This window comes from Bradyrhizobium sp. ERR14 (genome assembly GCF_014198235.1).
GTDB lineage: Bacteria > Pseudomonadota > Alphaproteobacteria > Rhizobiales > Xanthobacteraceae > Bradyrhizobium.
Genome location: NZ_JACIHD010000006.1, coordinates 141,951 through 168,521, shown reverse-complemented (window position 1 = coordinate 168,521; position 26,571 = coordinate 141,951). Strand labels below are relative to the sequence as shown.

At 64.9% G+C, this 26,571-nt stretch carries 19 protein-coding genes; 8 read left to right on the top strand and 11 right to left on the bottom strand.

The annotated features are described in order from the left end of the window. Positions 1–7 precede the first annotated feature (7 nt). Positions 8–1,627: a GMC family oxidoreductase gene (locus GGD62_RS19055; protein WP_183709511.1), complete on the bottom strand. Its 1,620-nt coding sequence runs from the start codon at positions 1,625–1,627 to the stop codon at positions 8–10. Positions 1,628–1,826: 199 nt separating this feature from the next. On the opposite strand from GGD62_RS19055, the gene GGD62_RS19050 reads away from it, so the two are divergent. Further along, positions 1,827–2,999: a M20 aminoacylase family protein gene (locus tag GGD62_RS19050; RefSeq protein ID WP_018315712.1), complete on the top strand. Its 1,173-nt coding sequence runs from the start codon at positions 1,827–1,829 to the stop codon at positions 2,997–2,999. 73 nt (positions 3,000–3,072) lie between these two features. On the opposite strand, the gene GGD62_RS19045 is transcribed toward GGD62_RS19050, so the two are convergent. From GGD62_RS19045 to GGD62_RS19035, 3 genes are all read right to left on the bottom strand, one after another. Beyond that, the gene (locus tag GGD62_RS19045) at positions 3,073–4,701 is read right to left on the bottom strand and encodes an inorganic phosphate transporter (protein WP_183709509.1); all 1,629 of its coding nucleotides are present in this window, start codon (positions 4,699–4,701) and stop codon (positions 3,073–3,075) included. Positions 4,702–4,799: 98 nt separating this feature from the next. Next, entirely contained in the window at positions 4,800–6,242 is a 1,443-nt protein-coding gene (locus GGD62_RS19040; protein ID WP_183709506.1) for a UdgX family uracil-DNA binding protein, read from the bottom strand. Next, entirely contained in the window at positions 6,242–7,477 is a 1,236-nt protein-coding gene (locus tag GGD62_RS19035; protein ID WP_026201542.1) for a putative DNA modification/repair radical SAM protein, read from the bottom strand. Before GGD62_RS19035 ends, GGD62_RS19040 begins: the two co-directional genes overlap by 1 nt. A gap of 163 nt (positions 7,478–7,640) precedes the next feature. Between GGD62_RS19035 and GGD62_RS19030 the strand changes: the two genes are divergently transcribed. From GGD62_RS19030 to GGD62_RS19020, 3 genes are read left to right on the top strand one after another with little or no spacing between them, the layout of a single operon-like run. Continuing rightward, positions 7,641–8,429, top strand: coding sequence for an ImuA family protein (locus tag GGD62_RS19030; protein ID WP_183709504.1), 789 nt, complete (start codon positions 7,641–7,643; stop codon positions 8,427–8,429). Beyond that, positions 8,326–9,921 carry a DNA polymerase Y family protein gene (locus GGD62_RS19025; protein WP_018315717.1) on the top strand — a complete coding sequence of 532 codons (1,596 nt, stop codon included), beginning with the start codon at positions 8,326–8,328 and terminating at the stop codon, positions 9,919–9,921. The genes GGD62_RS19030 and GGD62_RS19025 overlap by 104 nt, the downstream gene beginning before the upstream one ends. Beyond that, positions 9,918–13,292, top strand: a complete 3,375-nt coding sequence (locus GGD62_RS19020) for an error-prone DNA polymerase (protein WP_183709502.1) — start codon at positions 9,918–9,920, stop codon at positions 13,290–13,292. The genes GGD62_RS19025 and GGD62_RS19020 overlap by 4 nt, the downstream gene beginning before the upstream one ends. Before the next feature lie 325 nt (positions 13,293–13,617). Here the strand turns inward: GGD62_RS19020 and GGD62_RS19015 are convergent, their stop codons facing one another. Together GGD62_RS19015 and GGD62_RS19010 are read right to left on the bottom strand one after the other, a co-directional pair. Then, the gene (locus GGD62_RS19015) at positions 13,618–14,388 is read right to left on the bottom strand and encodes an SDR family NAD(P)-dependent oxidoreductase (RefSeq protein WP_183709500.1); all 771 of its coding nucleotides are present in this window, start codon (positions 14,386–14,388) and stop codon (positions 13,618–13,620) included. A 234-nt stretch (positions 14,389–14,622) separates the two neighbouring features. Further along, complete coding sequence (locus GGD62_RS19010) at positions 14,623–14,910, bottom strand: hypothetical protein (RefSeq protein ID WP_028146977.1); 288 nt, start codon at positions 14,908–14,910, stop codon at positions 14,623–14,625. 53 nt (positions 14,911–14,963) lie between these two features. On the opposite strand from GGD62_RS19010, the gene GGD62_RS19005 reads away from it, so the two are divergent. The 3 genes from GGD62_RS19005 (at position 14,964) to GGD62_RS18995 (ending at position 20,909) form a co-directional block, all read left to right on the top strand. After that, positions 14,964–16,364 (top strand): CoA transferase, encoded by a 1,401-nt coding sequence (locus GGD62_RS19005; protein ID WP_183709498.1) that lies wholly within the window; start codon positions 14,964–14,966, stop codon positions 16,362–16,364. A 145-nt stretch (positions 16,365–16,509) separates the two neighbouring features. Beyond that, on the top strand, positions 16,510–17,754 hold the full coding sequence (locus GGD62_RS19000; protein ID WP_018315722.1) for an efflux RND transporter periplasmic adaptor subunit: 1,245 nt from the start codon (positions 16,510–16,512) through the stop codon (positions 17,752–17,754). Between the two features lie 38 nt (positions 17,755–17,792). Next, positions 17,793–20,909, top strand: a complete 3,117-nt coding sequence (locus GGD62_RS18995; RefSeq protein WP_179734002.1) for an efflux RND transporter permease subunit — start codon at positions 17,793–17,795, stop codon at positions 20,907–20,909. Between the two features lie 3 nt (positions 20,910–20,912). Here the strand turns inward: GGD62_RS18995 and GGD62_RS18990 are convergent, their stop codons facing one another. From GGD62_RS18990 to GGD62_RS18970, 5 genes are all read right to left on the bottom strand, one after another. Further along, positions 20,913–21,875: an amidohydrolase family protein gene (locus tag GGD62_RS18990; protein ID WP_092256706.1), complete on the bottom strand. Its 963-nt coding sequence runs from the start codon at positions 21,873–21,875 to the stop codon at positions 20,913–20,915. Between the two features lie 51 nt (positions 21,876–21,926). Further along, the gene (locus tag GGD62_RS18985; RefSeq protein ID WP_183709496.1) at positions 21,927–22,484 is read right to left on the bottom strand and encodes an AAA family ATPase; all 558 of its coding nucleotides are present in this window, start codon (positions 22,482–22,484) and stop codon (positions 21,927–21,929) included. 24 nt (positions 22,485–22,508) lie between these two features. Next, a complete protein-coding gene (locus GGD62_RS18980; RefSeq protein ID WP_049814753.1) occupies positions 22,509–23,906 on the bottom strand; it encodes a TolC family outer membrane protein in 1,398 nt (465 codons plus the stop codon). A 221-nt stretch (positions 23,907–24,127) separates the two neighbouring features. Continuing rightward, complete coding sequence (locus GGD62_RS18975) at positions 24,128–24,907, bottom strand: enoyl-CoA hydratase (protein ID WP_183237374.1); 780 nt, start codon at positions 24,905–24,907, stop codon at positions 24,128–24,130. A gap of 134 nt (positions 24,908–25,041) precedes the next feature. Further along, the gene (locus GGD62_RS18970; protein WP_183709494.1) at positions 25,042–25,734 is read right to left on the bottom strand and encodes a hypothetical protein; all 693 of its coding nucleotides are present in this window, start codon (positions 25,732–25,734) and stop codon (positions 25,042–25,044) included. A gap of 291 nt (positions 25,735–26,025) precedes the next feature. Between GGD62_RS18970 and GGD62_RS18965 the strand changes: the two genes are divergently transcribed. After that, complete coding sequence (locus tag GGD62_RS18965) at positions 26,026–26,571, top strand: sigma-70 family RNA polymerase sigma factor (RefSeq protein WP_092256690.1); 546 nt, start codon at positions 26,026–26,028, stop codon at positions 26,569–26,571.

The window sequence follows — 26,571 nt, the reverse complement described above, 5'->3', positions numbered from 1 at the left end:
CAGGATGCTACTTCGCATCCTCCAAAATCATCGTCGCGCCCTTCTCGGCGATCATCGCCGTCGGCGTATTCGTGTTGCCGGAGGTGATGGTCGGCATGATCGAAGCATCGACAATGCGCAGGCCTGCGAGCCCGTAGAATCGCAGGCGTTCGTCGACCACTGCCATGGGATCGCTCACCGCGCCCATCTTCGCCGTGCCGACGGGATGGAAGATGGTGGTGCCGATATCGCCGGCAGCCTTTGCGAGCGATGCATCGTCGTCGCCGATGGAGGGGCCGGGCAGATATTCGCTCGGGCGATATCGTGCCAGCGCTTTCTGCTGCATCAGGCGGCGCGTGGTGCGGATGGCGTCGGCGCCGACCTGGCGGTCGTCGTCGGTCGACAGATAATTCGGCGCGATGATCGGCTTCTCGTCAGGGCTCGCCGAACGCAGCCGCACGGTGCCGCGCGAGGTCGGCTGAAGATTGCAGGCACTGACCGTGATGGCCGGGAAACGGTGCAGGGGATCGCCGAACTTGTCGAGCGACAGCGGTTGCACGTGGAACTGGATGTTGGCGCGGGCGCGCGTCGCGTCGGAGCGCGTGAAGATGCCGAGCTGCGACGGCGCCATGGTCAGGGGACCGCGGCGGCGGAAGGCGTAGTCGAGGCCCATCAATCCGCGGCGAAACAGATTGTAATAGGTCTCGTTCAACGTGCGCACGCCCTCGACCTTGTAGATCGCACGCTGCTGCAGGTGATCCTGCAGATTGCGGCCGACGCCGGGCTTGTCCATGACAATGTCGATGCCGAGCGGCGACAGCCAGTCGGCAGGGCCGATGCCGGAGCGATGCAGCACCTGCACCGAGCCGATCGAGCCGGCCGACAGGACCACCTCGCGTTTCGCTCGCGCTTCGATCATCTCGCCGTTCTGGATGAAACGCACGCCGACGGCGCGGCCTTGCTCGATGATGACGCGGTCGACCAGCACATGCTTCTCGAGCCGCAGGTTCGGGCGGTTCAGCGCAGGCTTGAGGAAGCCGCGCGCCGAGGACCAGCGCCGACCGCGCTTCTGGTTGACATGGAAGTAGCTCGTGCCTTCGTTGTCGCCGGTGTTGAAATCCGGGATGCGCTTGATGCCCATCTCTTCGGCGGCATCGCCGACGGCATCGAGAACGTCCCAGGACAGCCGCGGCGCCTCGATGCGCCAGCCGCCGCCGGCGCCGTGATGCTCGCTGGCGCCGAGGAAGTGGTCTTCGAGCTTCTTGAACAGCGGCAGCACGTCGTCATAGCCCCAGCCGGTCATGCCGAGCTGTCGCCAGTGGTCATAGTCCGCGGCCTGGCCGCGCATCGAGATCATGGCATTGATCGCCGAGCAGCCGCCGATCACCTTGCCGCGGGGATATGCGAGCGAACGGCCGTTCAGGCCCGGCTCGGCCTCGGTCTTGAACATCCAGTCCGAGCGCGGATTGCCGATCGCGAAGAGATAGCCGACCGGGATGTGGAACCAGATCCAGTTGTCGTCGCCGCCGGCTTCGAGGACGAGGACGCGATTGCCGGGATCGGCCGACAGCCGGTTGGCGACGATGCAGCCCGCCGTACCTGCCCCGACGACAATGTAATCAAATTCACCTTCGAGCCGTCTCGGCATTCTGCTTCCACCCAACCGGCGTCATGCCCGGGCTTGTCCCGGCATTCACGCACTTTCTGTTCTAATAGTCAGACGTGGACGGCTGGGACAAGCCCGGCCATGACGAGAGGACAGGGTTACCCTCGGCCCGCGGCAGTTGGGTGGACTGGCGCTTGCATGGTAGACAATCCTGCATTTTCAACAAAGCTTGAGACCTTCCATGCCCATCGTGAACCGCGTCGCCGACCTTCAACCCGATATTCAGGCCTGGCGCCGGGACATCCACGAGCATCCCGAGCTGCTGTACGATGTTCATCGCACTGCAGCATTCGTCGCGGACCGGTTGCGCGAGTTCGGTTGCGACGAGGTCGTCACCGGGCTCGGCCAGACCGGCGTGGTTGGGGTGATCAAGGGCAACAAGCCGGCCGGCGAGGGGCTCAAGACCATCGGCCTGCGCGCCGACATGGATGCGCTGCCGGTCGAGGAGCAGACCAACCTGCCTTACGCCTCCAAGACCCCGGGCAAGATGCACGCCTGCGGCCATGACGGCCACACCGCGATGCTGCTCGGGGCCGCCCGCTACCTCGCCGAAACCCGCAATTTCGCCGGCGATGCGGTCGTGATCTTCCAGCCCGCCGAGGAGGGCGGCGCCGGTGGCGCGGCCATGGTCAAGGACGGCCTGATGGAGCGCTTCGGCATCGAGCAGGTCTACGGCATGCACAATGGCCCCGGTATTCCGATCGGCTCGTTCGCGATCCGGCCGGGCCCGATCATGGCAGCGACCGACGAGGTCGATATCATGATCGAGGGCCTCGGCGGTCATGCCGCGCGTCCGCACAAATGCGTCGATTCCGTGCTGGTCGGCGCGCAAGTGATCACCGCGCTGCAGTCGATCGTCGCGCGCAGCGTCGATCCGCTGGAATCGGCGGTGATCTCGATCTGCGAATTCCACGCCGGCAACGCCCGCAACGTCATTCCGCAGACCGCGACGCTGAAGGGCACCATCCGTACGCTCTCGCCCGAGGTGCGCAAGCTGGTCGAGAAGCGCGTGCATGAGGTGGTGGCGGGCGTCGCACAGATCACCGGCGCGAAGATCGACCTGCGCTACCAGCGCAACTATCCCGTCGTGAACAACCACGCCGCGGAGACCGAGGTGGCGCGGCGCATTGCAAAGCAGGTTGCCGGCGATGCCAACGTGCACGAGATGCCGCCGCTGATGGGCGGCGAGGATTTCGCCTACATGCTGGAAGCACGGCCCGGCGCCTTCATCTTCTGCGGCAACGGCGACAGCGCCGGCCTGCATCACCCCGCCTACAATTTCAACGACGAGGCGATCGTGTTCGGCACGTCCTACTGGGTCAAGCTGGTCGAGGAATCGCTCGCGGCGTCGTAACGCCGAGCTTCAAGCGCAAATGAAAAGGGCCCGTGCATCGCACGGGCCCTTTGTCTTTGAGGAGCGTGATTGCTCAGAAGATCCGCGAGAAGATCACGTAGAGCGTGGCCGACAGCATGATCGCGCAGGGCAGCGTCAGGACCCAGGCCATCAACAGATTGCGGATGGTCGCCATTTGCAGGCCCGAACCGTTCGCGGCCATGGTGCCGGCGACGCCGGATGACAGCACATGGGTGGTGGAGACCGGCAGGCCGAACACGTCGGCGGCGCCGATCGTAGCGGCGGCCACCAGCTCGGCCGAGGCGCCTTGCGCGTAGGTCAGATGGCTCTTGCCGATCTTCTCGCCGACCGTGATGACGATGCGCTTCCAGCCGATCATGGTGCCGAGGCCGAGAGCGATGGCGACGGCGACCTTCACCCAGGTCGGGATGAACTTCGTGGCGCTGTCGAGCCCGCCCTTGTAGGCGTTCAAGGTCGCGACCTCTTCCTTGTTGAGGTCGTTTTCCTTGTCCTTCATCAGGAAGCGGATCGCTTCCGAGGTCAGGTACATGTCGTTACGGCTGTTGCCGACCACTTCCGCCGGCACCTTGTTGAGCGAGCCGTATTTCGCGACCTGGTCGCCGACATCCTTCACCAGCACCGACAGCGAGGGGTAGGTGCCTTCGCTGATGTGGTGCGAGGTGATGTACTGCGTCACCGCAGGACGGGGATCGCCGATGATCGAGTGACCGGCACCCTTGGCCGCGATCACCTTGGAAGCAGCATCCGAGACCTTCTGGAACTGGGCGACCTGGGATTCCGGCAGCGCGCGGTTGAGCGCGTAGGCCGTCGGCACGGTGCCGATCAGGATCAGCATGATCAGGCCCATGCCCTTCTGGCCGTCGTTCGAGCCGTGCGCGAAACTGACACCGGTGCAGGTCGCGATCAAGAGGCCGCGGATCCAGAGCGGCGGCGCCTTGTTGCCCTCGGGCGCGGCATACAGGGCGGGGTTGCGCACGACGAACTTGAGCAGCAGCAGCAGCGTCGCAGCGCAGATGAAGCCGAACAGCGGCGACAGCAGCAGCGCGTAGCCGATCTCGGTCGCCTTGGTCCAGTCCACGCCCGAGGTGCCGTCGCGGCCGCGCATGACGGCGTTGGCGACGCCGACGCCGATGATCGAGCCGATCAGCGTGTGCGACGAGGAGGCGGGCAGGCCGAAGAACCAGGTGCCGAGATTCCACAGGATCGCGGCGATCAGCAGCGCGAACACCATCGCGAAGCCGGCGCTGGAGCCGACCTGCAGGATCAGCTCGACCGGCAGCAGCGAGACGATGCCGAAGGCGACCGCACCGGAGGACATGAGCACGCCGAGGAAGTTGAAGAAGCCCGACCACATCACCGCGACTTCGGCCGGCAGCGAATGGGTGTAGATCACGGTCGCCACCGCATTGGCGGTGTCGTGGAAGCCGTTGACGAATTCGAAGCCGAGCGCGATCAGCAGCGCGACGAACAACAGGATGTAGGGCAGGTAGCTCGTCACGCGCGCGCCGGTCGCGTTGACGTCGACATAGATGCTGTAGGCGACGAACAGCAGGCCCGCGGCGAGGATGCCGAAGAACAGGATCATCGTCAGCGGATTGAAGCCCTTGTCGAGATTTGGCCGCGAGGCCGGCTGGATCGGCGCGGGATCGGCTACCGCGCGGTCGAATGCTACATCGGTCATGTCTGGACGCCCCTTAACTTTGAAGTAAGGGTATTGTCCGCGATGGATTTGAAGGCTGGATGACAAGCGGCGGTTGAAAACCGTTTTCCTGCCAGTATTTAGGCGGCCCGCGCGGCTCTCTTCTGCAAGCCGGCAGCGATCTTCAAATCGTCGACAAAGCGCTGATATTCCTGCACCTTGGCTTCCGGATCGGGCAGCCGCAGCAGATAGGACGGGTGCACCGTCACCAGCGCTTTGCGTCCGTCGGGAAGGTCGATGAGCCGGCCGCGGGTCTTGCCGATGGGGGTGATCTTGCCGAACACGCTTTGCGCGGCGGTGGCACCCATCGCCACGATCAGATCAGGCTGAATTGCCAAGACTTCCCGCTCATACCATTGCCGGCAGGCCCGGATCTCCGGCGTATTCGGCTTCTGGTGCAGGCGGATCTTTCCGCGCGGCACGAATTTGAAGTGCTTCACCGCATTGGTGACATAGACCTTCTTGCGATCGACACCGGCCTCCTCCAGCGCACGGTCGAGCATCTGGCCGGCCGGACCGACGAACGGATGGCCGGCGAGATCTTCCTTGTCGCCGGGCTGCTCGCCGACCAGCATGATGTTTGCCGACTTAGGGCCTTCGCCGAACACGGTCTGGGTCGCGTCCTTGTAGAGATGGCAGGCGCGGCAATGCGCGGCTTCCTCGCGGAGCGCTTCGAGATCGTTGGCAGCTGGCTTGCGTTTCATCGGAGCCTCCGGCCGCTTCTGAGGCTTGTGCGGCTCGGTTGCGGCATTGGCGATCATGGCGCCGGTCATGCGTTCGGCGTCCTCGATCAAGGGCTTAATGATCGAAGCCTCGGGCAGGTTCCTCCAATATTTCTTCGGCATCTCGGCCTGCATCGCCTTCACCTTGAGCCGGGCTGGATTGAAGATGCTGGCGTAATAGCGCCGCCAGGTTTCCTCCAGCCGGTCTTCGCCCGGCGCATCGCTCTTGCTGACGCCCGGCGTGAACGCGAGCGCGTGGCCGTCCCAATGTGCGCAGAGGTCCGGCGTCAGGATCGACCAGGGCATGTCTGCGAAGCGTTTGGCGAAGAACTGCGCGGCGAGCTCGACGATGTGATGCTCCGGCTCGAACCAGGCGACGTAATGCGCTGCGCGCTCGCGTCCCATCTCGCGGAAGCGGACGAAGGCGTGCATCTTGTGCTCGTCGCGATGGACCGCTCGCGCCATCGCCGTGACCTGCGCGACATCAGGGTCGGTCGCGACCTCGATGAGGTCGTGGTTGTCCTTCAGCCGAAACAGCAGCCGATAGAGGATCGCAAAGCGCTTGATATCGCGGTGCAGGATTGCGGCCTGGGCGAGTTCGACAAATTTTGCGGAGACATTGAAGGTGCCGTCGTTCACCTCGAGGATCGGAGACGGCGCTTGCGGCGCGAACAAATCGGCTTCGCCGCCCCGCACGGTCCAGCTGACATCGGTCGGCTGCACATGATGAAGCACGAGGCTGCGCGCGGCTTTGCGCCAGCCGTCGAAATCGGTTTCGTTGTCGAGGGTGATGTACTGCATCAGAAGCCAAATCCCAATTGTGTTGCTTTCGGCTTGAAGCGCTCGATCAGCCCGGCGGCATCGAGACGATGCGGCGAGGGGCGGTGATCGCTGAGGACGATGAATGGCAGGGCCTTGTGCTTGGGCACGTGCAGCCGCGCGAGATCGGAGAGACGGATCGTGGTGGTGCGCCGCGTCGTAATGATGCGCTCGACCGTTTTGGTGCCGAAGCCCGGCACGCGCAGCAGCTCCTCGCGGCTGGCGCGGTTGACGTCGAGCGGGAAGCGGTCGCGATGGCGCAGCGCCCAGGCGAGTTTTGGATCGATGTCGAGCGGCAGCATCGCGCTGTCGTCGACGATCTCGCCGACATCGAAACCGTAGAACCGCATCAGCCAGTCGGCCTGGTAGAGCCGGTGCTCGCGCAGCAGCGGCGGCTGCACCAGAGGCAAGGCGCGGCTGGCGTCGGGGATCGGGCTGAAGGCGGAGTAGTAGACGCGCCGCAGGCGGTAGGCGCCGTAGAGATTGGCGCTGGTGTGGAGAATGGTGTGGTCGGAGGCAGCATCAGCGCCGACGATCATCTGCGTGCTTTGGCCCGCCGGCGCGAAGCGCTGCGGCTTCGCCCTGGTCTTCGCACTGCGGCCTTCCTCGGCCTCGTCGAGCTTCAGCCGCAGCCGGCCCATGGTGCGGCGGATCGCGCGCACGTCCTTCTCCGGCGCGAATTGCTGCAGGCTCGTCTCCTCGGGCATCTCGATGTTGATGGAGAGACGGTCGGCATATTTGCCGGCTTCCGCGATCAGCGCATCGTCGGCCTCGGGAATGGTCTTGAGATGGATATAGCCGCGGAAGTGGTGCTCCTCGCGCAGCTTTCGCGCGACGCTCACCACCTGCTCCATGGTGTAGTCGGGGCTGCGGATGATGCCGGAGGAGAGAAACAGGCCCTCGATGTAGTTGCGACGGTAGAAGTCGAGCGTGAGCTTGACCAATTCGTCGACGGTGAAGCGGGCGCGCGGCACGTTCGAGGAGGCGCGGTTGACGCAATAGAGGCAATCGTAATTGCAGGCGTTGGTCAGCAGCACCTTGAGCAGCGAGATGCAGCGTCCATCCGGCGCGTAGGAATGGCAGATGCCCATGCCGGGCGCGGTCGAGCCCATGCCCTTGCCGTCGCTGGAATCCCGCTTCTCGGTGCCGCTGGAGGCGCAGGACGCGTCGTATTTGGCGGCGTCAGCCAGGATTTCCAGCTTGCGTTGTACGTCCATCTTGGAATCCCTTTGATTCAGCTCATGAATCCGCTTGCGCGCCAATTCGATTGACTCTCTACGCGCCGTTAGCTTTATATTAGAACATATCATGAACAAATGAGCCAGCCGCTGGTTCTCTTTTTGAGAGCCATCGGCAATCACCTCTGAAGGAGCGGCGAGCATGAGCGGCGCACGTCAAAGCGCGCTTGCGACCTTGCGCGGCCAGATCGAGCGTATCGAGACGGCAACGGTCGTGCATCCGCACGATCGCGTCGCACTCGGTCATAGCGAAGCCGACAACGCGCTGAAGGGCGGGCTCGCGCGCGCGGCGATCCACGAGGTGTTTTGTGAGGGACGGCAGGGGACGGCCGCGACCGGCTTCGTCATGGGGCTTGCCGGGCGCGTCTCGGCGCAGCGGCCGTTGCTGTGGGTACGGCAGGATTTCTTGGAGATAGAGGCAGGCGCGCTGTCGATGAGCGGGCTCGCCGAGCTCGGCCTCGATCCGCGCCGCGTGGTGATGGTGCGCGCCGCCGATGTCGAGAGCGCGCTGCGTACCTCGGCCGATGCGCTCGCTTGCGATGCGCTCGGCGCCGTCGTGCTCGAGCTCTGGGGCGAGACCAGGCAGTTCGATCTCGTGGCGAGCCGCAAGCTGACGCTGGCCGCGCAAGGCTCCGGCGTCACCGGCCTGATGCTGCGGATGGCGGCGCAGCCGCTGCCTTCGACCGCGGAGACACGGTGGATGCTGCGCGCGGCGCATTCGCCGCCGGGATCGGTGTGGGACGCATGGGGCGCGCCGCGTTTCGATGCCGAACTCTTGCGTAATCGTCATGGCCCCTGCGGCCGGTGGATCATGGAATGGAATTGTGATGAGTGCCAGTTCAGTGAACCGTCGACGTATTCTCAGCCTGTGGCTGCCGCGCCTGCCCATCGACCGGATCCAGCGGTTCTTCAACAGCGCCGGGCTGGGTAAAACCAATAATGAGCCGAGCATCGTCGTCATCAAGGACAACAATGCGCTGGTGATCCATGCGCTGGACGAGGCTGCCGAGCGCCTCGGCCTGTACATCGGTCAGCCGCTGGCCAATGCGCGGGCGATGTGCCCGGACCTGAAAGTGTTCGATGCCGATGTCGCGGCCGATGCGAAGACGCTTAGCGACATCGCCGACTGGTGCGACCGCTTCACGCCGCTGGTCGCGCTCGACCCGCCGCATGGGCTGTTCCTCGACATCACCGGCTGTGCGCATCTGTTCGGCGGCGAGGCTGCGCTGCTGCAAGCGCTGGTTCGTGCGCTCGGCCGACAAGGCTTTGCCGTCAGCGCGGCAATCGCCGGCACCTCGGTCTGCGCGCGCACGCTGACGCGGCAGGCCACGGGCACCATCGTTGCCGATGGCGAAGAGGCGAGGGCGATCAGCCGGTTTCCGGTGTCCGCGCTCGGTGCGGACGAGGCCATCACCACCGGTCTGCGCCGCGCCGGCCTCAAGACCATCGGCGACGTCGCCGCGCGCTCGCCGAGCGAGATCACGGCGCGGTTCGGGGCGCGGTTCTCAACCTTGCTCGCACATGCGCTAGGGCAGGGCGATGCGCCAATCAACCCGCGTAAGCCGTTGCCCGATTACATCGTTGAGAAGCGTTTCGCCGAGCCGATCGCGACCGACACCATGATCGCAATGACGCTGTCGCGGCTCGCCGATACGCTGATCGCGTCGATGGAGAAGCAGGGCAAGGGCGCGCGCCGGCTGGAAGCCGCGTTCTTCCGCACCGACGGCGTGGTGCGCGCGATCATGGTCGAGACCGGACGTCCGGTGACGCGAAGCGCGGTGATCGACCGGCTGTTCCGCGAGCGTCTCGATGCGCTGGCCGATCCGCTGGATCCCGGCTTCGGCTTCGACATGGTGCGGCTGTCGGCGAGCCGCACCGAGATCGTGGTGCAGGAGCAGCGCGATCTCGACGCCCATGTCCACGACAATGACGAGCTTGCCGCGCTGATCGACCGCATCGCCGCGCGCATCGGCGGAAAGCGCGTCGTCGTGCACCTGCCTGAGGATACCCATATCCCCGAATGCGCTGTGATGGCCGCGCCGGCGCAGCATCATCTCGCCGCCGCCATGCAGGCCGAATGGCCGGCACGGACCGAAAGCGAGCCGCCGCTGCGTCCCTTAAGGCTGTTCGACAAGCCGGAGCCGATCAAGGTGCCGTTCGCGGCCGTGCCGGATGGTCCGCCGCATCAGTTCACCTGGCGCCGCGCGCTGCATGCCGTGGTGCGGGTGGAAGGACCCGAGCGTATCGCGATGGAATGGTGGCGGCAGGACGGCAAGCAGCTGACGCGGGATTACTTTCGCATCGAGGACGCCGAGGGCCTGCGCTTCTGGATTTTTCGCGATGGACTTTACGAGGGGGAGGTGTTCGACGGCGACGGCGAGCCTGCTTCTCCCGGCTGGTATGTGCACGGTCTTTTCGCATGAATAGCCCCGCCTATGCCGAGATCGGCATCACCACGAACTTCTCCTTTCTGCGCGGCGGCTCGGATCCGCGAGCCTATGTGCATCAGGCGAGCAAGCTCGGCATTCCCGCGATCGGAATCGCCGACCACAACACGCTCGCCGGCGTGGTGCGGGCCTGGAATGAGCTCGACAATGACAAGGTGTTGCACAAGCCGAAACTGCTGATCGGTGCGCGCATCGTCTTCATCGACGGCACGCCCGACATTTTTGTCTACCCGCGCGACCGCGCCGCCTATGGCCGGCTGTGCCAGCTCCTGACCAAAGGCAAGCGCGGCGACGACACCACGCGGATCGAGAAGGGCGAGTGCCGTCTCACCTTCGCCGATCTCCTGGAATTCTCGGAAGGCCAGCTCCTGGTCCTGACGTTGCCGCATCGCTTCGAGCCGGCGCAGGCGCTGGATGTGCTTGCAAAACTAAAGGCGAGCCGCGCCGAAGGCGTGTGGCTGGCCGCGAGCCTGATCTATCGCGGCGACGACCGGCGCCGCCTGGCACGGCTCGATGACCTCGCCGCCGAAGCAAAAGTGCCGCTGCTCGCGACCAACGAGGTGCTTTATCACGATCCCGGCCGCCGTCCGCTTCAGGACGTGCTGACCTGTATCCGGGAAAAGACCACGATCGAGGCAGTCGGACGGAAGCTGGAAGCCAATGCCGAGCGGTTTCTGAAGACGCCCAGGGAGATGGCGCGGCTGTTCCGCGATATCCCCGAGGCGATCGCGGAGACCATGCGTTTTGCGGGGAAGATCGACTTCTCGCTCGACCAGCTCAAATACCAGTATCCGGACGAGCCGGTGCCGCCGGGCAAGACCGCGCAAGGGCATCTGGAGGATTTGACCTGGGCGGGCGTCGATAAATATTTTGGAGGTAAGATCGACGACAAGCTGCGCGCGACGTTGAACAAAGAGCTCGCGCTGATCGCCGAGCTGAAATACGCACATTATTTCCTCACCGTGCACGACATCGTGCACTACGCGCGCAGCCAGAACATTCTGTGCCAGGGTCGGGGATCGGCGGCGAATTCGGCGGTGTGCTACGTGCTCGGCATCACCTCGGTCGATCCGACCAAGGTCGATCTGCTGTTCGAGCGCTTCATCTCCAAGGAGCGGCTGGAGCCGCCCGACATCGACGTCGATTTCGAGCATTCCCGGCGCGAGGAGGTGATGCAATATGTCTATCGCCGCTACGGCCGCCATCGTGCCGCGATCATCGCAACGGTCATCCACTATCGCCCGCGCAGCGCCATCCGCGACGTCGGCAAGGCGCTGGGCCTGACCGAGGACGTCACCGCCGCGCTCGCCGACACCGTCTGGGGCAGCTGGGGCAAGGGTCTCAACGACATGCAGGTCAGGCAGGCCGGGCTCGATCCACAAAATCCCATGATCAACCTTGCTGTCGAGCTTGCGACCGAGCTGATCGAATTTCCGCGCCACCTGTCCCAGCACGTCGGCGGCTATGTGCTGACGCAGGACCGGCTCGACACCTATGTCCCGATCGGCAACGCGGCGATGGACGACCGCACCTTCATCGAATGGGACAAGGACGACGTCGACGCGCTCAACATGATGAAGGTCGACGTGCTCGCGCTGGGCATGCTGACCTGCATCCGGAAATGTTTTGATCTGATCGCATACCACAAAGGCGAGCGTTTTGTGCTGGCGAGCGTTCCCCAGGACGACCCCAAGGTTTACGACATGCTGTGTGACGGGGAATCGCTCGGCGTGTTCCAGGTAGAGAGCCGCGCCCAGATGAACATGCTGCCGCGCCTGAAGCCGCGGACCTTCTACGATCTCGTCATCGAAGTTGCCATCGTGCGCCCGGGTCCGATCCAGGGCGACATGGTACATCCGTATTTGCGGCGGCGGAACGGGCTTGAGAAAGTGACCTATCCTTCACCATCGCCCGAGCATGGCCCCGCGGACGAGCTCTACAAGGTGCTGCACAAGACGAAGGGTGTGCCTCTCTTCCAGGAGCAGGCCATGCGCATCGCGATCGAGGCGGCAAAATTCACGTCCGAGGAAGCCAACGGCCTGCGCCGCTCGATGGCGACCTTCCGCAATGTCGGCACCATTGGCCAATACGAGGAGAAGCTGATCGGCAATATGGTCGCGCGCGGCTACGATGCCAACTTTGCCAGAAGCTGCTTTGACCAGATCAAGGGCTTCGGCTCCTACGGCTTCCCGGAGAGCCACGCCGCGAGCTTCGCCCAGCTGGTCTACATCTCGTCATGGCTGAAATATCATCACCCCGACGCCTTCTGCTGTGGCCTCCTGAACTCGCAGCCGATGGGCTTTTATGCGCCGGTACAGATCGTCAGCGATGCCCGCAAGAACGGCGTCGAGGTGCGCGATATCGACGTGTCCTATAGTTTTGCGCAGAACACGCTGGAGAATACTGACGGCAGGTATTGTGCCGTCCGCCTTGGCTTTCGCCAGATCGACGGCTTCCATTGGCTCGATCCCGATGAGGAGGTCCTCAAGAAGGAGCAGGCGAAGCGGCAAGGCAAAGTCTACGTCACTCAGGAGGACTGGGCCGACCGCATCATCGCCGCCCGCAACCGCCGCCCCTTCACCTCGCTGGAGGATTTCGCCCGCGACACCGGCCTACCCAAGCGCGCGCTGATCCTGCTGGCCGATGCCGACGCGTTTCGCTCGCTCGGGCTCGACCGTCGCGAGGCGCTGTGGCAGGTGCGGCGGCTGCCCGACGACGTGCCGCTGCCGCTGTTCGAGGCGGCGACCGCGCGCGAGCAGCCGGACGAGCACGCGCAACCGCTGCCGGTGATGCCGCGTTCCGAGCAGGTGGTCGCGGACTACCAGACCATCCGGCTATCGTTGAAGGGGCACCCGATGGAATTCTTGCGCGAGATGTTTTCGCGCGAGCGCGTCGTCGCCTGCAAGGATGTCAGCCACGAGAACGAGCGCCGGCGCGTCCGCTGCGCCGGCGTGGTGCTGGTGCGGCAACGGCCGGGCAGCGCCAGCGGCGTCGTGTTCATGACGCTGGAGGACGAAACCGGCATCGCCAATGTCGTGGTGTGGCCCAAGATCATGGAGCAGTACCGGAAAGAGGTGATGGGGGCGCGCCTCATCCTGGTCGAAGGCTATATCCAGAGCAGCCCCGAGAAGGTGACGCATCTCATCGCCCAGCGCATGATCGATCGCTCGCACGATCTGGTCGGCCTCGCCAACGACGCCCTGAGCCGCAAGCATCCGGTGCCGGCAGGTGCCACCGTGGTCGAGCCGCTTAACGAAGACTCTCGCGCCCTCGCGGACATGCCGGCGCAGAAAATCCGCCACCCCCGCAACGTCCGCATCCTGCCGCCATCGCGGGATTTTCATTGAGGGGTGGCGCGGAGTGCTGCCACGTACGGCTGCCGTAGGGTGGGCAAAGGCGCCTAAGCGCCGTGCCCACCTCCTTTTGCGGCTCGTCGCGAAGACGTGGGCACGCTTCCGCCTTCGCTCTTCGAGCTACGGCGGACAAGTCGCTTTGCCCAGCCTACGAGTTTCCCGCTCGCAATGACGAATTTGTTGAAGTAGCGTGCCACACGCTCAGCCGTCATACCCCGCGAAAGCGGGTATCCAGTACGCCGCGGCTTCTCGGCTCTAGCCGCGCCGTCTCTGGAATACTGGATCGCCCGATCAAGTCGGGCGATGACAGTGTGCCCTTCTAAAAATTCACCCGGTTCGAGATCGCGCCGTCCACGACGAGATTGGACCCCGTCGTAAACCCCGACACCGGGCTTGCCAGAAACACCGCGGCGCTCGCGATTTCCTGCGGCGTTGCCATCCGGCCGGTCGGATTGCGCTTCATCGCGTCGTTGTAACGCTCGGGCATGTTCTTCTCGACCATCTCCCAGACGCCGCCCTTGAAATAGACGGTGCCGGGCGACACCACATTCACGCGAATCTTCTTCTTCGCAAATTGCCGCGCCAGTCCCTTGGCCATGTGGATCAGCGCCGCCTTGATCGGGCCGTAGGAGCTGGCCGTGTCCGCCTGCGCCGCCGAGATCGAGGAGATGATGACGAAGGCGGCGTCGCCGCTCTTCTCGCCGCCGGCTTCAAGGAACGGCCGCGCGGCATCGAACGCGTGCACGGCGCCGAGCACGTCGAGCTGGAAATTCTGCTGCCAGGATGCTGCATCGTGGCCCTGCGCCATCGCGCCGGCATTGGAGAACAGCATGTCGATGCCGCCGAGCTCTTTTGCGGCACCTTCGATCCAGGATTTCAGCGCCGCGCCGTCAGTCACGTCGACCGGGCCGCCGGTGGCGTTGACGCCCTTCGCCTTCAGCTCGGCAACGGTGGTCGCAACCTGATCGGCGTTGCGCGCACACACCGCGACATTGGTGCCTTCCCCGGCGAGCGTCTCCGCAATCGCCCGCCCGATGCCGCGCGTGCCACCGAGCACGATGGCGTTCTTGCCTTTGAGACCGAGATCCATTGTTGGGTTTCCTTTTTGTTGGTCGTGGAGAGTGTAGTCGCGTGCGCCGCAAATCCCATTGTTCGACCGTCACCCTGAGGTGCCGGAGCGTAGCGGAGGCCTCGAAGAGCGACAGCCCGGCTGCCACCTCGGCCGTGCATCCTTCGAGGCTCGACTTGCGACGCGATGCATCGCAAGCCTCGCACCTCAGGATGACGGGATTAGCATTGGAGGACATGCCACCACTTTACGTCCTCACTCCGGCGCAGCGCCGACCGGCGGGCCGCCGGGCGGGCGGTGCAGGAAGGTTAGCGAGGCGTAGGCGCCGGCCCAGGAGCCGATCGCCGCGAAAGCGACATAGAACGCGTTTTCGGTGTAGCTGATCACGGCGTAGGAGGAGAGCATGTACCAGACCGCGCTCCAGTTCGCAGCTGACATGCGCTTGCGCGCGATTACAGCCGAGGTGAACATCACATAGACCGCGTCTGTGGCCGCCGTTGCGATGAACACGGCACCTGCGGTGAGAGGATCGATGGCGGCCATTGCATGTCCTTATATGCTAATAGGATGTTGAAAGCTAAAGGGAGAGAAGGGTCATGCAAAGCCCCGCCGACATTCTCAGGGATATCTGGACCTCCGCCGGCGGCGATGCGTCCGCGCTCGAACGTGTGCGCTTGACCGGAGAGGAGCCGCAGATTCCATCCTCCTTTCGTGTTGCTGTTGCCGGCCAAACCACGATTGCTGCGGCGGGCCTTGCAGCGGCCGAGATATGGAGACAACGCAGCGGCGAAACCCAAAACGTCTCCGTCGACATGCGCCACGCCGTCGCCGAATGTCGCTCCGAGCGCTATCTGCGCCTCGACGACAAGCCGCCACCGCCGGCTTGGGACGCCATCGCCGGCGTCTACAGGACCGGCGATGGCCGCTTCGTCCGCTGCCACACCAATTTCCCGCATCACCGCGATGCCGTCTGCAGGGTGCTCGGCTGCGAGGCGGAGCGCGACAAGGTGCAGGCAGCGCTGATGCAGTGGAAGGGCGAGGATTTCGAGACTGCGGCTTCCGCCGCGGGCGGCGTGGTCGCTCTGATGCGGAGCTACGACGAATGGTCGGCTCTGCCGCAGGCGCGCGCGCTCGCCGGGTTGCCGCTGCTCTCGATCGAGAAGATCGGCGAGGCCCCACCAAAGCCGTGGCCAAAAGGCGATCGTCCGCTTGCGGGCCTGGGCGTGCTTGATCTCTCCCGCGTCATCGCAGGCCCCGTCGCCGGCCGCACGCTCGCTGCGCATGGTGCGGACGTTCTGCTGGTGTCAGGGCCGGAGCTGCCCGCCATTCCCTGGCTCACCATCGATACCGGCCGGGGCAAGCTCGCCACGTTCGTCGAGCTCAAGGGCGAGACGGGCAGGGCGCAATTGCGCGAACTGTTGCGGGAGGCCGACATCTTCTCGCAGGGCTATCGCCCGCGCGCGCTCGCCGCCCTCGGCTTCGCTCCTGAGGATGCAGCGCAGATCAATCCGGGCATCGTCTATGTGACGCTGTCGGCCTATGGCCACGCCGGCCCCTGGGCCGAGCGGCGCGGCTTCGATTCCCTCGTGCAGACCACGACCGGATTCAATCATGCCGAGGGACGTGCTGCCGGTCTCGATGGTCCCAAGGAATTGCCGGCACAGATGCTCGATCACGCCACCGGCTATCTGATGGCGTTCGGTGCGATGATGGCCAAGGCGCGTCAGGCGCGCGAAGGCGGCAGCTGGCACGCGCGGGTGTCGCTGGCGCAGACCGGGCGCTGGCTTTGGGATCTCGGCCGGCTCGATGGCGGACTGAACACCCCGGATCTTACGGGCGAAGCCGTACATACTGCGTTCATCGAAAACATGCCATCTGGCTTCGGCATGTTGAAGGCGGTGCGCCATGCGGCGATGCTGTCGAAGACGCCGGCGCAATGGAGCCGCCCGGCAATGCCGCTCGGCAGTCATCCGGCACAGTGGCCGGCGCGAAGCTGACGTGAAGCTGACATGTCGCGAAATTTTAACGCAAACCGAAAGGCGCGCAGCGTTTTTTAGGTTGTTTGGAATTGCAATTCGGCACTATTAGCGCAACCGATAAGGCAGGCATCTGCCGAGATCGTCGCAGACACGACCGGGCTCCATGGTAGTTGAAAATACCAAGCGATTGCAGGTGTTTACAAAACAACGGGTGGTCACATCCGTAGTTTTACTAGCTCTTGCCGGCGTTGGGGCCTACGGCTTTCGCTACGTCGGCGCCAAAGAAAAGAAGCACTCCGAGATCTCCAGCCAGTCGCGCAAGAATGCGCAGAATTTCACGCCGACGCCGTCGGAATGGGCGACGCTGACGATCGAGCCGGTCAAGGCCAAGGCCTTCCGCGCCGAATATGTCACCGAAGGCAAGGTCGCCGTCGACGAGGACCGCTCGACACCGGTGTTCTCGCCCTATGCCGGCCGCGTCACCAAGCTGCTGGCCAAGCCGGGTGAGATGCTGAAGCAGGGCCAACCGCTGTTCACGATCGAGGCCGCCGACACCGTGCAGGCCCAGAACGATTTCATCGCGGCGATGACCTCGCAGAACAAGGCGAAGTCGGCGCTCGAGCTCTCCGACATCCAGTTCAAGCGCGCCAAGGACCTCTATGAGGGCCATGCCATTCCGCTGAAGGATTATCAGCAGGCCGAAGCGACCCAGGTTCAGGCGCGCAACGACATGCGCTCGTCGGAGACTGCGCTGGAAGCCGCGCGCAACAAGCTGCGCATCCTCGGCTTCACCGACGAGACCATCAAGGCGTTCCAGGACAAAGGCGTGATCAATCGGGAAGTCACGATCTATTCGCCGATCGCCGGCACGGTCGTGCAGCGCAAGATCGGCCCGGGCCAGTATGTCAATTCCGGCGCCAGCGATCCGGTCTTCGTGGTCGGCGATCTCTCCACAGTCTGGCTCACCGCCTTCGTGCGCGAGAGCGATGCGGCCGCGATCTGCATCGGGCAGGACATCACGGTCAACGTGATGGCGCTGCCGGGCCGCCCCCTGACCGCCAAGATCAATTACGTCGCTGCCGCGATCGACCCCAACACCCGCCGCCTGCAGGTTCGCGCCACCATCGACAACAAGGACGGGCTGCTCAAGCCCGAGATGTTCGCCAACGTCACGATTTATTCGGCCGGCGATCGCGCAGCGCCCGCGGTGCCGAAGCAGGCGTTGATCTACGAGGCCGACAAGGTCCGCATCTGGGTCGCGCGCGAGGACAAGTCGGTCGAGCTGCGCCAGATCAAGATCGGCCTCATCAACGGCAACCTCGTCGAGGTCACCAGCAACCTGAAACCTGGCGAGCAGATCGTCACCAAGGGCAGCCTGTTCATCGACCGCGCGGCGTCCGGCAGCTGATCGACGACCCAAAAAATTGCAGACAAACTGAAGCTTGAATGGATCGTCTCGTCGCCCTTGCCGTCAACCGGCGCTTCCTGATGGTCGGGATGTTCGTCGCCGTGCTGATCGGCGGCGTCATCGCCTTCAACCAGCTCAACATCGAGGCCTATCCCGATCCGACCCCGCCGATGGTCGACATCGTGACGCAGAGCCCGGGGCTGTCGGCGGAGGAGATCGAGCGTTACATCACGATCCCGATCGAGACCCAGGTCGCAGGCCTGAAGAACATCACGACCATCCGCACCATCTCGCTCTATGGTCTCTCCGACGTCAAAATCCAATTCTCCTTCGCCTATACTTACGAAGAGGCGTTGCAGCAGGTGCTGAACCGCCTGGCGCAGCTGGCGCCGCTGCCGGGCAACGTGCAGCCGCAGATCTCGCCGCTTAGCCCGATCGGCGAGATCTTCCGCTACCGTCTCGTGGGTCCGCCGAACTACAGCGTGCTCGATCTCAAGACCATCCAGGACTGGATCCTGCAGCGCCGCTTCCGCGCCGTGCCGGGGGTCATCGACGTCACGGGGTGGGGCGGCAAGAGCAAGACCTATGAGCTCCAGGTCGACTTCAACAAGCTGGTCGCCAACGGTCTGACGCTGCCGCAATTGCTCCAGGCGGTCGGCAATTCCAACGTCAATGTCGGCGGCAACACCGTGAATATCGGCCAGCAATCGGCCGTGGTGCGCGGCGTCGGCCTGATCCGCTCGATCGACGATCTCGCCAATACCATGGTGGCGCAGACCGGCGGCAATCCGGTGCTGGTCAAGGACGTCGCCACCGTCACCGTCGGTCAGAAGCCGCGCCTCGGCATTGCCGGACTCGACGAGTCCGACGACATCGTGCAGGGCATCGTCCTGATGCGCCGCGGCGAGCAGAGCTCGCCGACCATCAAGCGGGTCCATCAGCTCGTTCAGCAGATCAACAACTCCAGCATCCTGCCGCCCGGCGTGCGCATCGAGCGCATCTACGACCGCGGCGATCTGATCGAGCTCACCACCCACACCGTGCTGCACAATATGGTGGTCGGCATTCTCTTGATCGTGCTGCTGCAGTGGATGTTCCTCGGCGATCTGCGCAGCGCGCTGATCGTCGGCGCCACCATTCCGTTCGCGCTGTTCTTCGCCGTCATCATCCTGGTGCTGCGCGGAGAATCGGCCAATTTGCTCTCGGTCGGCGCGATCGATTTCGGTCTGATCGTCGATGCCACCGTCATCATGGTGGAGGCGATCTTCCGCCGTCTGACCCAGACGACGCCGATGTCCGAGACCGAGCATATGTCCCATGAGACGCTGTTCGGCATGAAGAGCCACGCCATCCTCAGCGCGGCCGCCGACGTCTCGCGCTCGATCTTCTTCGCCGCGGCGATCATCATCGCGGCCTTCCTGCCGTTGTTCACGCTCTCCGGTGTCGAGGGCAACATCTTCGGGCCGATGGCCCGCACCTACGCCTATGCGCTGGCCGGCGGGCTGCTAGCGACCTTCACCGTCACGCCGGCGCTGTCCGCGATCATCCTGCCCGCGCATGTCGAGGAAACCGAGACCAGGGTGATGCGGATCCTGCACCGGTTGTATTCGCCGTTGCTGCGATGGGCGGTCGCCAACCGCAACATCGTGCTCGGCGGTGCGGTCGGCCTCGTGCTGATGACGGTGGCGCTCAGCCGGCTGCTCGGCCTCGAATTCCTGCCGAAGCTGGAAGAGGGCAATCTCTGGATTCGCGCCACGCTGCCGCCGACCATCTCGCTGCAGGAAGGCAACAGCTACGTCAACGAGATGCGCAAGGTGATCCGCGCCCGGCCCGAAGTCGAGTCCGTCGTGTCGCAGCACGGCCGTCCCGACGACGGCACGGACGCAGCCGGCTTCTTCAATGCCGAGTTCTTCGCGCCGCTCAAGCCGATCAGCCAGTGGCCCGGCACCCGCGACAAGGAAGAGCTGACCGCGCAATTGCTCAAGCAGCTCGACGATCGCTTCCCGGGCGTCGAGTTCAACTTCTCGCAATATCTCCAGGACAACGTCTCCGAGGCCGTGTCCGGCGTGAAGGGCGAGAACTCGATCAAGCTGTTCGGCAGCGACCTTCAGGCGCTCACCGACACCGCCAACAAGATCAAGTCGGTGCTGGCCACGGTGCAGGGCGTCACCGACCTTGCGGTGTTCACCTCGCTCGGGCAGCCGACCGTCCAGATCGACATCGACCGCGCCAAGGCCGCGCGCTACGGCCTTGCGCCGGGCGACATCAACGCCACGATCAAGGTCGCGATCGGCGGCGACACGGCGGGCGATCTCTACGAGTCCGGCTCCGATCGCCACTTCCCGATCATCGTCCGCCTCGCGCCGGAATACCGCCGCAGTGCCGAGGCGATCCAGAATTTGCGCATCGGCGCACCCGGGCCGAACGGCACCGTCACGCAGATTCCCCTGAGCGAGGTCGCCACCATCAGCCTCGTCTCGGGAGCGGCCTACATCTATCGCGAGCAGCAGGAGCGCTATCTGCCGATCAAGTTCTCGGTGCGCGAGCGCGACCTCGGCAGTGCGATCCGCGAGGCGCAGCAGAAGATTGCCGAGCAGGTGCAGCTGCCGCCCGGCTCGCACATGGACTGGGTCGGCGAGTTCGGCAATCTCCAGGACGCGATCCGGCGGTTGTCGATCGTGGTGCCGATCTCGCTGGCGCTGATCGGCGTGCTGCTCTGGTTCAATTTCGGCTCGATGACCGACACGCTGCTCGCGATGAGCGTGATCCCGATGGCGATCTTCGGCGGCGTGCTGGGCCTGTTGATTACCGGCACTGCGTTCAGCGTCTCCGCAGCGATCGGGTTCATCGCGCTGTTCGGCATCGCCGTGATGGACGGCATCATCATTCTGTCGCAGTTCAACCAGCTCATCGAAGAGGGCATGGACCGCGCGAGCGCGGTGGTGCGCACCGGTGAGTTGCAGCTCCGGCCGGTGCTGATGACCTGCGTCGTCGCTGGCGTCGGGCTGCTGCCGGCAGCGCTGTCCGAGGGCATCGGCTCGCAGGTGCAGAAGCCGCTCGCGGTCGTCGTCGTCACCGGCATGATGCTGGCGCCGGTCGTGATCCTCGTGACCTTGCCGGTCCTGATCTCGTTCTTCTCGCGCCGCGCGCGCTGACCGTCAAAATCCGTAGAGTCGTGCCGGGTTGTCGACCAGGATCTTCTTGCGCACGTCGGCATCCGGTGCCCACACCGGAAGCTGGTTGAGCAGGCGGCCGTCGTCGATCTGATAGAGCGGCGCGATGTCGGTGGCTTTGCGTCCCTCGACACGGCTCGAATCCGGATGCGGCCAGTCGGTGCCCCAGACGACGCGATCCGGGTTGGCCGCGATCAGCGCCTGCGCGAACGGCACCATGTCCTGATAATCCGGCGCGAGCTTGGACGAGCGATAGGCGCCGGAGATCTTCACATAGGCCTTGCCGGACTTCACCAGCGCAGCGAGATCGGAGAAACCCGGCTGCTCCAGGCCGAGCGAAGCTTCCAGCCCGCCGAAATGGTCGAACACGACAGGTACCGGCGCCGTCTCGACGAGGTCCTTGATCGCCGAGATCATAGGAAGCGTGGTGTAGAGCTGCACGTGCCAGCCGCGCGCCTTCATGCGCTCGATGGCGGTGGTGAAGCGTGACCTGCCGACATTGGGATCGTTGACGCCGCCGGTTGCGAGATTGAGGCGCATGCCGCGGAAACCGTCCGCCTGCATCGCATCGAGCTGTGCCTCGGTCGTCTTGTCGTCGATCACGGCGACGCCGCGCGCATTGGCGCCGCGTGCCTTCATGCCGAACAAGGTCGACGAATTGTCGGTGCCGTAGACGCTGGGGGTGACGATCACCACGCGCTCGATATGCAGCGCCTTGTGCAGTGCAGCCATTTCTTCGGGGCTTGCCGGCTCGGGCGTGTAGACGCGCCCGGCGAAGAACGGAAATTTCTCGACGTCGCCATGAATGTGAGTGTGGCAGTCGCAGGCATGCGCGGGGACGTCGAAATTGACCGGCGTCGCAGGCTGCGCCGCGCGGGCGTGGGCTCTGTTGGTCATGGCTACTCCGGCGGCGAGGGAGGCAAGCAGGACGCTGCGTCGATTGAGCACGGTTTCTCTCCCTGGTTGTTTTATTTGGCAGTGTGCCGGGACGGTACCACATCAGCCGAATCGAAGCTGCGCTTCGTTGCATAGCTGCTCGACAATGTCCGCAAGCAGACGTGAGCCGTCCACGCGCACGACCGAGCAGGGCAGGCCCGCGAGCCATGCTTCATGCTTGGTGAGACTGCGACCTTCGCGATCCCCCGCTTCGTAATGAGAGGCCCATTCGACGAAGTCTTCGGTCTCGTCATGGCGCCAGCCGCCCGGCGCGACGGCGTCAGCGCCGAAATGGGCGGCCTCGCGGGCGCGCAATCGCTTCATCCGGATCTCGCGCGGCGCGGTCACGAAGACGACGAGATCGAAGTACGAAGCGAGTTCCTCACCCCAGCCGGTGACGGATCCGCTCAGCACCCAATCGAGACGCGGCAGAAACATCTCGCGCATCAGGCGCAGGCGGTCGGCGACGGAGCGCGTCGTCTGATAGGGCGGCGCGGTCGGCAGCCAGAAATAGTCGTCGCTATCGTGATGCGGCAGCGCAAGCCGGCCGGCGAGCGCCCGGCCGAGCGTCGTCACGCCGGAGCCCGAAGCGCCCGTCAGATGGATGCGGCGGCTTTTCATGGGCACCGGCCCGATAGATTGAAACTACTGCCCCGACGGCGTGCGCAGCCCGTGCCAGGCGTCGCGGACCTGGTGGTAGTGAACCTCGGGCAGATAATCCGGCGTGTTCAGGCTCAGCGTCTTGACGTCGAGATGGCCGATGGCGCTGAGCAGCGTGTAGGAGGCGATGACGCGATCGCGGTTGGCGCCGATCAGGCGGGCCTTGGCCTGGATCAGATCGGCCTGCGAGTTCAAGACGTCGACCGTGGTGCGTTGTCCGCCGGCGGCCTCGCGCTGCACGCCCTGGAGCGCGACGGTCGCAGCCTTCACTTCGGATTCCGAGGCCGACACGGTGATCTTGGCGCCTTCATTGGCGACCCATGCGCTCACCGCCGCCGTGCGTGCCTGGTTGCGGACCTGGTCGAGCACGAGCCGGCTCTGCGCCGTGATCTCCTTGGCCTGCCGGGTCTGCGCGGCGGCCTGGCCGCCGTCGTAGATCGGCGCGGTGACATTGGCGACGATCGAGGCCTGGTCCTCGGCGAAGGTGCCGAGGGTCGGGTCGTTGTTGCGGCTCTTGCTGGCGCTGCCCTGGATGGTGGCGCTCGGCAGCAATGCGCCTTCGGCGATGCGGATGTTGGTGGAGGCGACATCGACGTCGAAGCTGGCGGCCATCACCGCCGGGTGCTGGCGGATTGCCATCGTCATCGCGTCTTCGCGGCTCTTCGGCAGATAGCGATCGACGGCCTCGGCGGGGCGAAGCTGCGACGGCGCATTGCCGATCACTTGCGCATAGGTCGCCTGGCTGACGGCAAGCGCGACTTCGGCGGCGTTGAGATCGGCAAGGCCGCGGTTGAGGCGCGCTTCGGCCTGCGCGCTGTCGGTCGGCGTGACGTCGCCGGCGTTGAGACGACGCTGGGTGACCGAGAGCGTCTCGCGCAGGAAGGCGACGTTGGAACGCTGCGCTTCGACCAGCGATTGGTTGGCGAGCACGTTGGTGTAGGCGGTGACCGCGTCGAGCAGCACGCCCTGGCCGACATTGCGCAGCGCCTCGCGGCCCGACTGCACCTGGAGCTCGGCGGCCCGCACGTTGTTGGCGGTGCGGAAGCCGTTGAACAGGGTCTGCGTCACGGTGACGCCGATGATCCATGGCTTCAAATTGCCGGTCTGGATCGTGTTGTCGGGCAGCAGATTGCGCACCGATTGCAGGCCGGCGCTGAGGCTCGCCACGATCTGCGGCCGGTAACCGGCGAGGGCCTGCGGCACGTTCTCGTCCGTGGCGCGTTGTCGCGCACGTTCGGCATTGAGCTGCGGATTGGTCTGGTAGGCCTTGGCGAGCGCCTCCGGCAGGGCTTCGGCCCAGGCGGCGGAGGGCAGGGCGCAACACAGCGCCAACGTGGTCCATGTCGCAAGCACAGGACCCACGCCCGATCGATGCCGCGTCATCTCGCGACCAGCTCTGGCGGTACGCCCAATCATGTAATCCCGCTTAACCTCGGCTGTCCGCCCCCGCCGACGGTGGCCTCTTAACTGTTTAACCAGCCGAGGTCCCGCAGGCAAACTGCCGCGGGGGAAACCCCCATGAAATCCGTGCTTGTTGCAGCTTCGTCACAGCGTCTCACGGGAACGCGGCCGAGCCTTACACCAGCCTGACCCGTTCCCTGACGTTATCGGTTCTTGTTCACCGGCTTGCGCTTCTCGATGAACGCCGCCATGCCCTCGGAGCGGTCCTCCAGCGCGAAGGTCGAGTGGAACAGGTTGCGCTCGACGCTCATGCCCTCGGCGAGCGTCGTCTCGAAGGCGCGGTTCACGGCTTCCTTGGCCATCGCGGCCGCAGGGCGCGACATCGCGGCGATCTTCTCGGCCGCCGCCATCACTTCGTCCATCAGCTTGTCAGCGGGCACGATGCGGCTGACGAGCCCGCTTCGCTCGGCTTCCGCCGCATCCATCATGCGGCCGGTGAGGCAGAGGTCCATCGCCTTGGACTTGCCGATCGCGCGTGTCAGGCGCTGGGTCCCGCCGATGCCGGGAATGGTGCCGAGCGTGATCTCGGGCTGGCCGAACTTTGCGGTGTCGGCGGCGATGATGAAATCGCACATCATGGCGAGCTCGCAGCCGCCGCCGAGCGCATAACCGGCAACCGCGGCAATCGTCGGCTTGCGGCACCGCGCGATCCGGTCGCCGCCGATCGCGGCGAAATCCTCGGAGAACATGTCGATGAAGCCTTTCGGCTGCATCTCCTTGATGTCGGCGCCGGCGGCAAAGGCCTTCTCGCTGCCGGTCACGACGATGCAGCCGATGGCGTCATCGGCCTCGAGATCGTCGACGGCAGCTGCGATCTCGCGGAAGACGCCGAAGGAAAGCGCGTTGAGCAGCTTCGGCCGATTCAGCTTGATGATGCCGACCGCGCCTTTGCTTTCGACGATGATGTGTTCGAACGTGCTCATGCTCCACCCACGCTTTTGATTGGGCAGGCAATGTGCCCGCTGGCGCGGTGAGCTTCAAGGGGCTAACGGCCGCCGGAACACGCAGCGAGATGCGCGTTCCGGGGAGGTTTCTCAGGCCAGGATCGGGCCCGCAATCACGCCATGAACATGCGCGCGGCGGACGCCAGCGTCAGCAGCGTGCCGACGCCGATGAAGATCTTGCCGATCAGGGAGCTCTGGTCCCAGGCAGAGCTTTGCTGGGCGCTTGCCATCACCGGTGCCGGCCGGGGCTGGGCCTCGGTTGCGGCAATCACCGCCTTCTGCGCCGGCGGGTTGTCCTGTTGCGCAGCGCGGTCGATGTCGTTGAGCTGATCGGGCGGGACGACCTGGCTCTCGGCGTTCGCGGCACTGGTATTATCGGCCGCTGCCTGGACATTGGTGTTGGCGCGGTCCGTCATCGCCGAGGCCGCTGCCGCAGTCGGGGTGTCGGTGGTGGCGACCTGCGCATTGGCGTTGGCGACCGCCGGCGGCATCTGGCTCGAGGCCGGGACGCTACTATCGGCCGTGTTGTCGGCCGCCTTGTTGTTGTCAGACTTGGCCTCGTCGGCCTGGGCCGGAGCGGCGGTCTTGTCGGCCTTGTCGTCGGATTTCTGTGCTGTCTTGCCGCTGGTGGTGGTGCGGCGTGACTCATGGCGCCGGTGCTTGCTCGGCTTGGCCGCGTCGGCCTGCTTGCCAGCGCTGTCCGAATTGCTTGTGGTTGAGCTTGGGGCCGCCTGTGCAAGGCCTCCCAACAGCAACAATAGGCCGGCCAGAACGATCAGGGCCGCGCGCCCGCTGGCTTTCATCATGGTGATGATCTCCCCAATTCCGCCCGTCCCGGAAACGAACAGAGACCCCGGGGCGTGACGACAGCGGGGCAGAAAATGGGAATCTTCGGGCTACACCGGGCAAAACCGGGGCAGACCGGCCCCCATGAAGCCAGCCGCCGGGTGCGGGACGGGCCGATCGGTGTTATGAGCCGTCGCAGACGTTTACGGCCGGATCGGTCGCGAGGTCCGGGGCATATCACGAATTCGTGATCTCGTCGGACCCGCGTAACAAATTGAACGGACGGCCGAATTGCATGGTGAGGGGCGCGCGTGCGCGGACGTGAGGACGAATGGACCGGCCTGATGCGGTCGGCCATGGCTGGCGATGATGCGGCCTATCATCGCCTGTTGAGGGCGGTCACGCCGGTGCTGCGTGCTGCCGCGAGGCGAGGCCTGGCACGGGCAGGCCAGCCTCCCGACCAGGCCGAGGATATCGTGCAGGAGATTCTGTTGGCGGTGCATCTGAAGCGGCACACTTGGGACAGCGAAGCCCCCTTCGCGCCCTGGCTGTTTGCCATCGGCCGCAACAAGCTGATCGACGCGCTGCGCCGGCGCGGCAGGCGCGTCTTCGTCAATATCGACGATTTCGCCGAAACCCTGCCGGGCGAGGCGCCCGAGGAAACGGCCTCCGCGGGCGAGGTCGCGGCCCAGCTCAACACCCTGCCGCAGCGCCAGCGCGACGTGCTGCAGTCGATCGCGGTCGAGAGCGCCTCGATCAAGGATACGGCGGCGAAGTTTTCGATGAGCGAGGGTGCCGTGCGGGTCGCGCTGCATCGCGGACTTGCGGCGCTGACGACCAAACTGCGGGATCAGTAG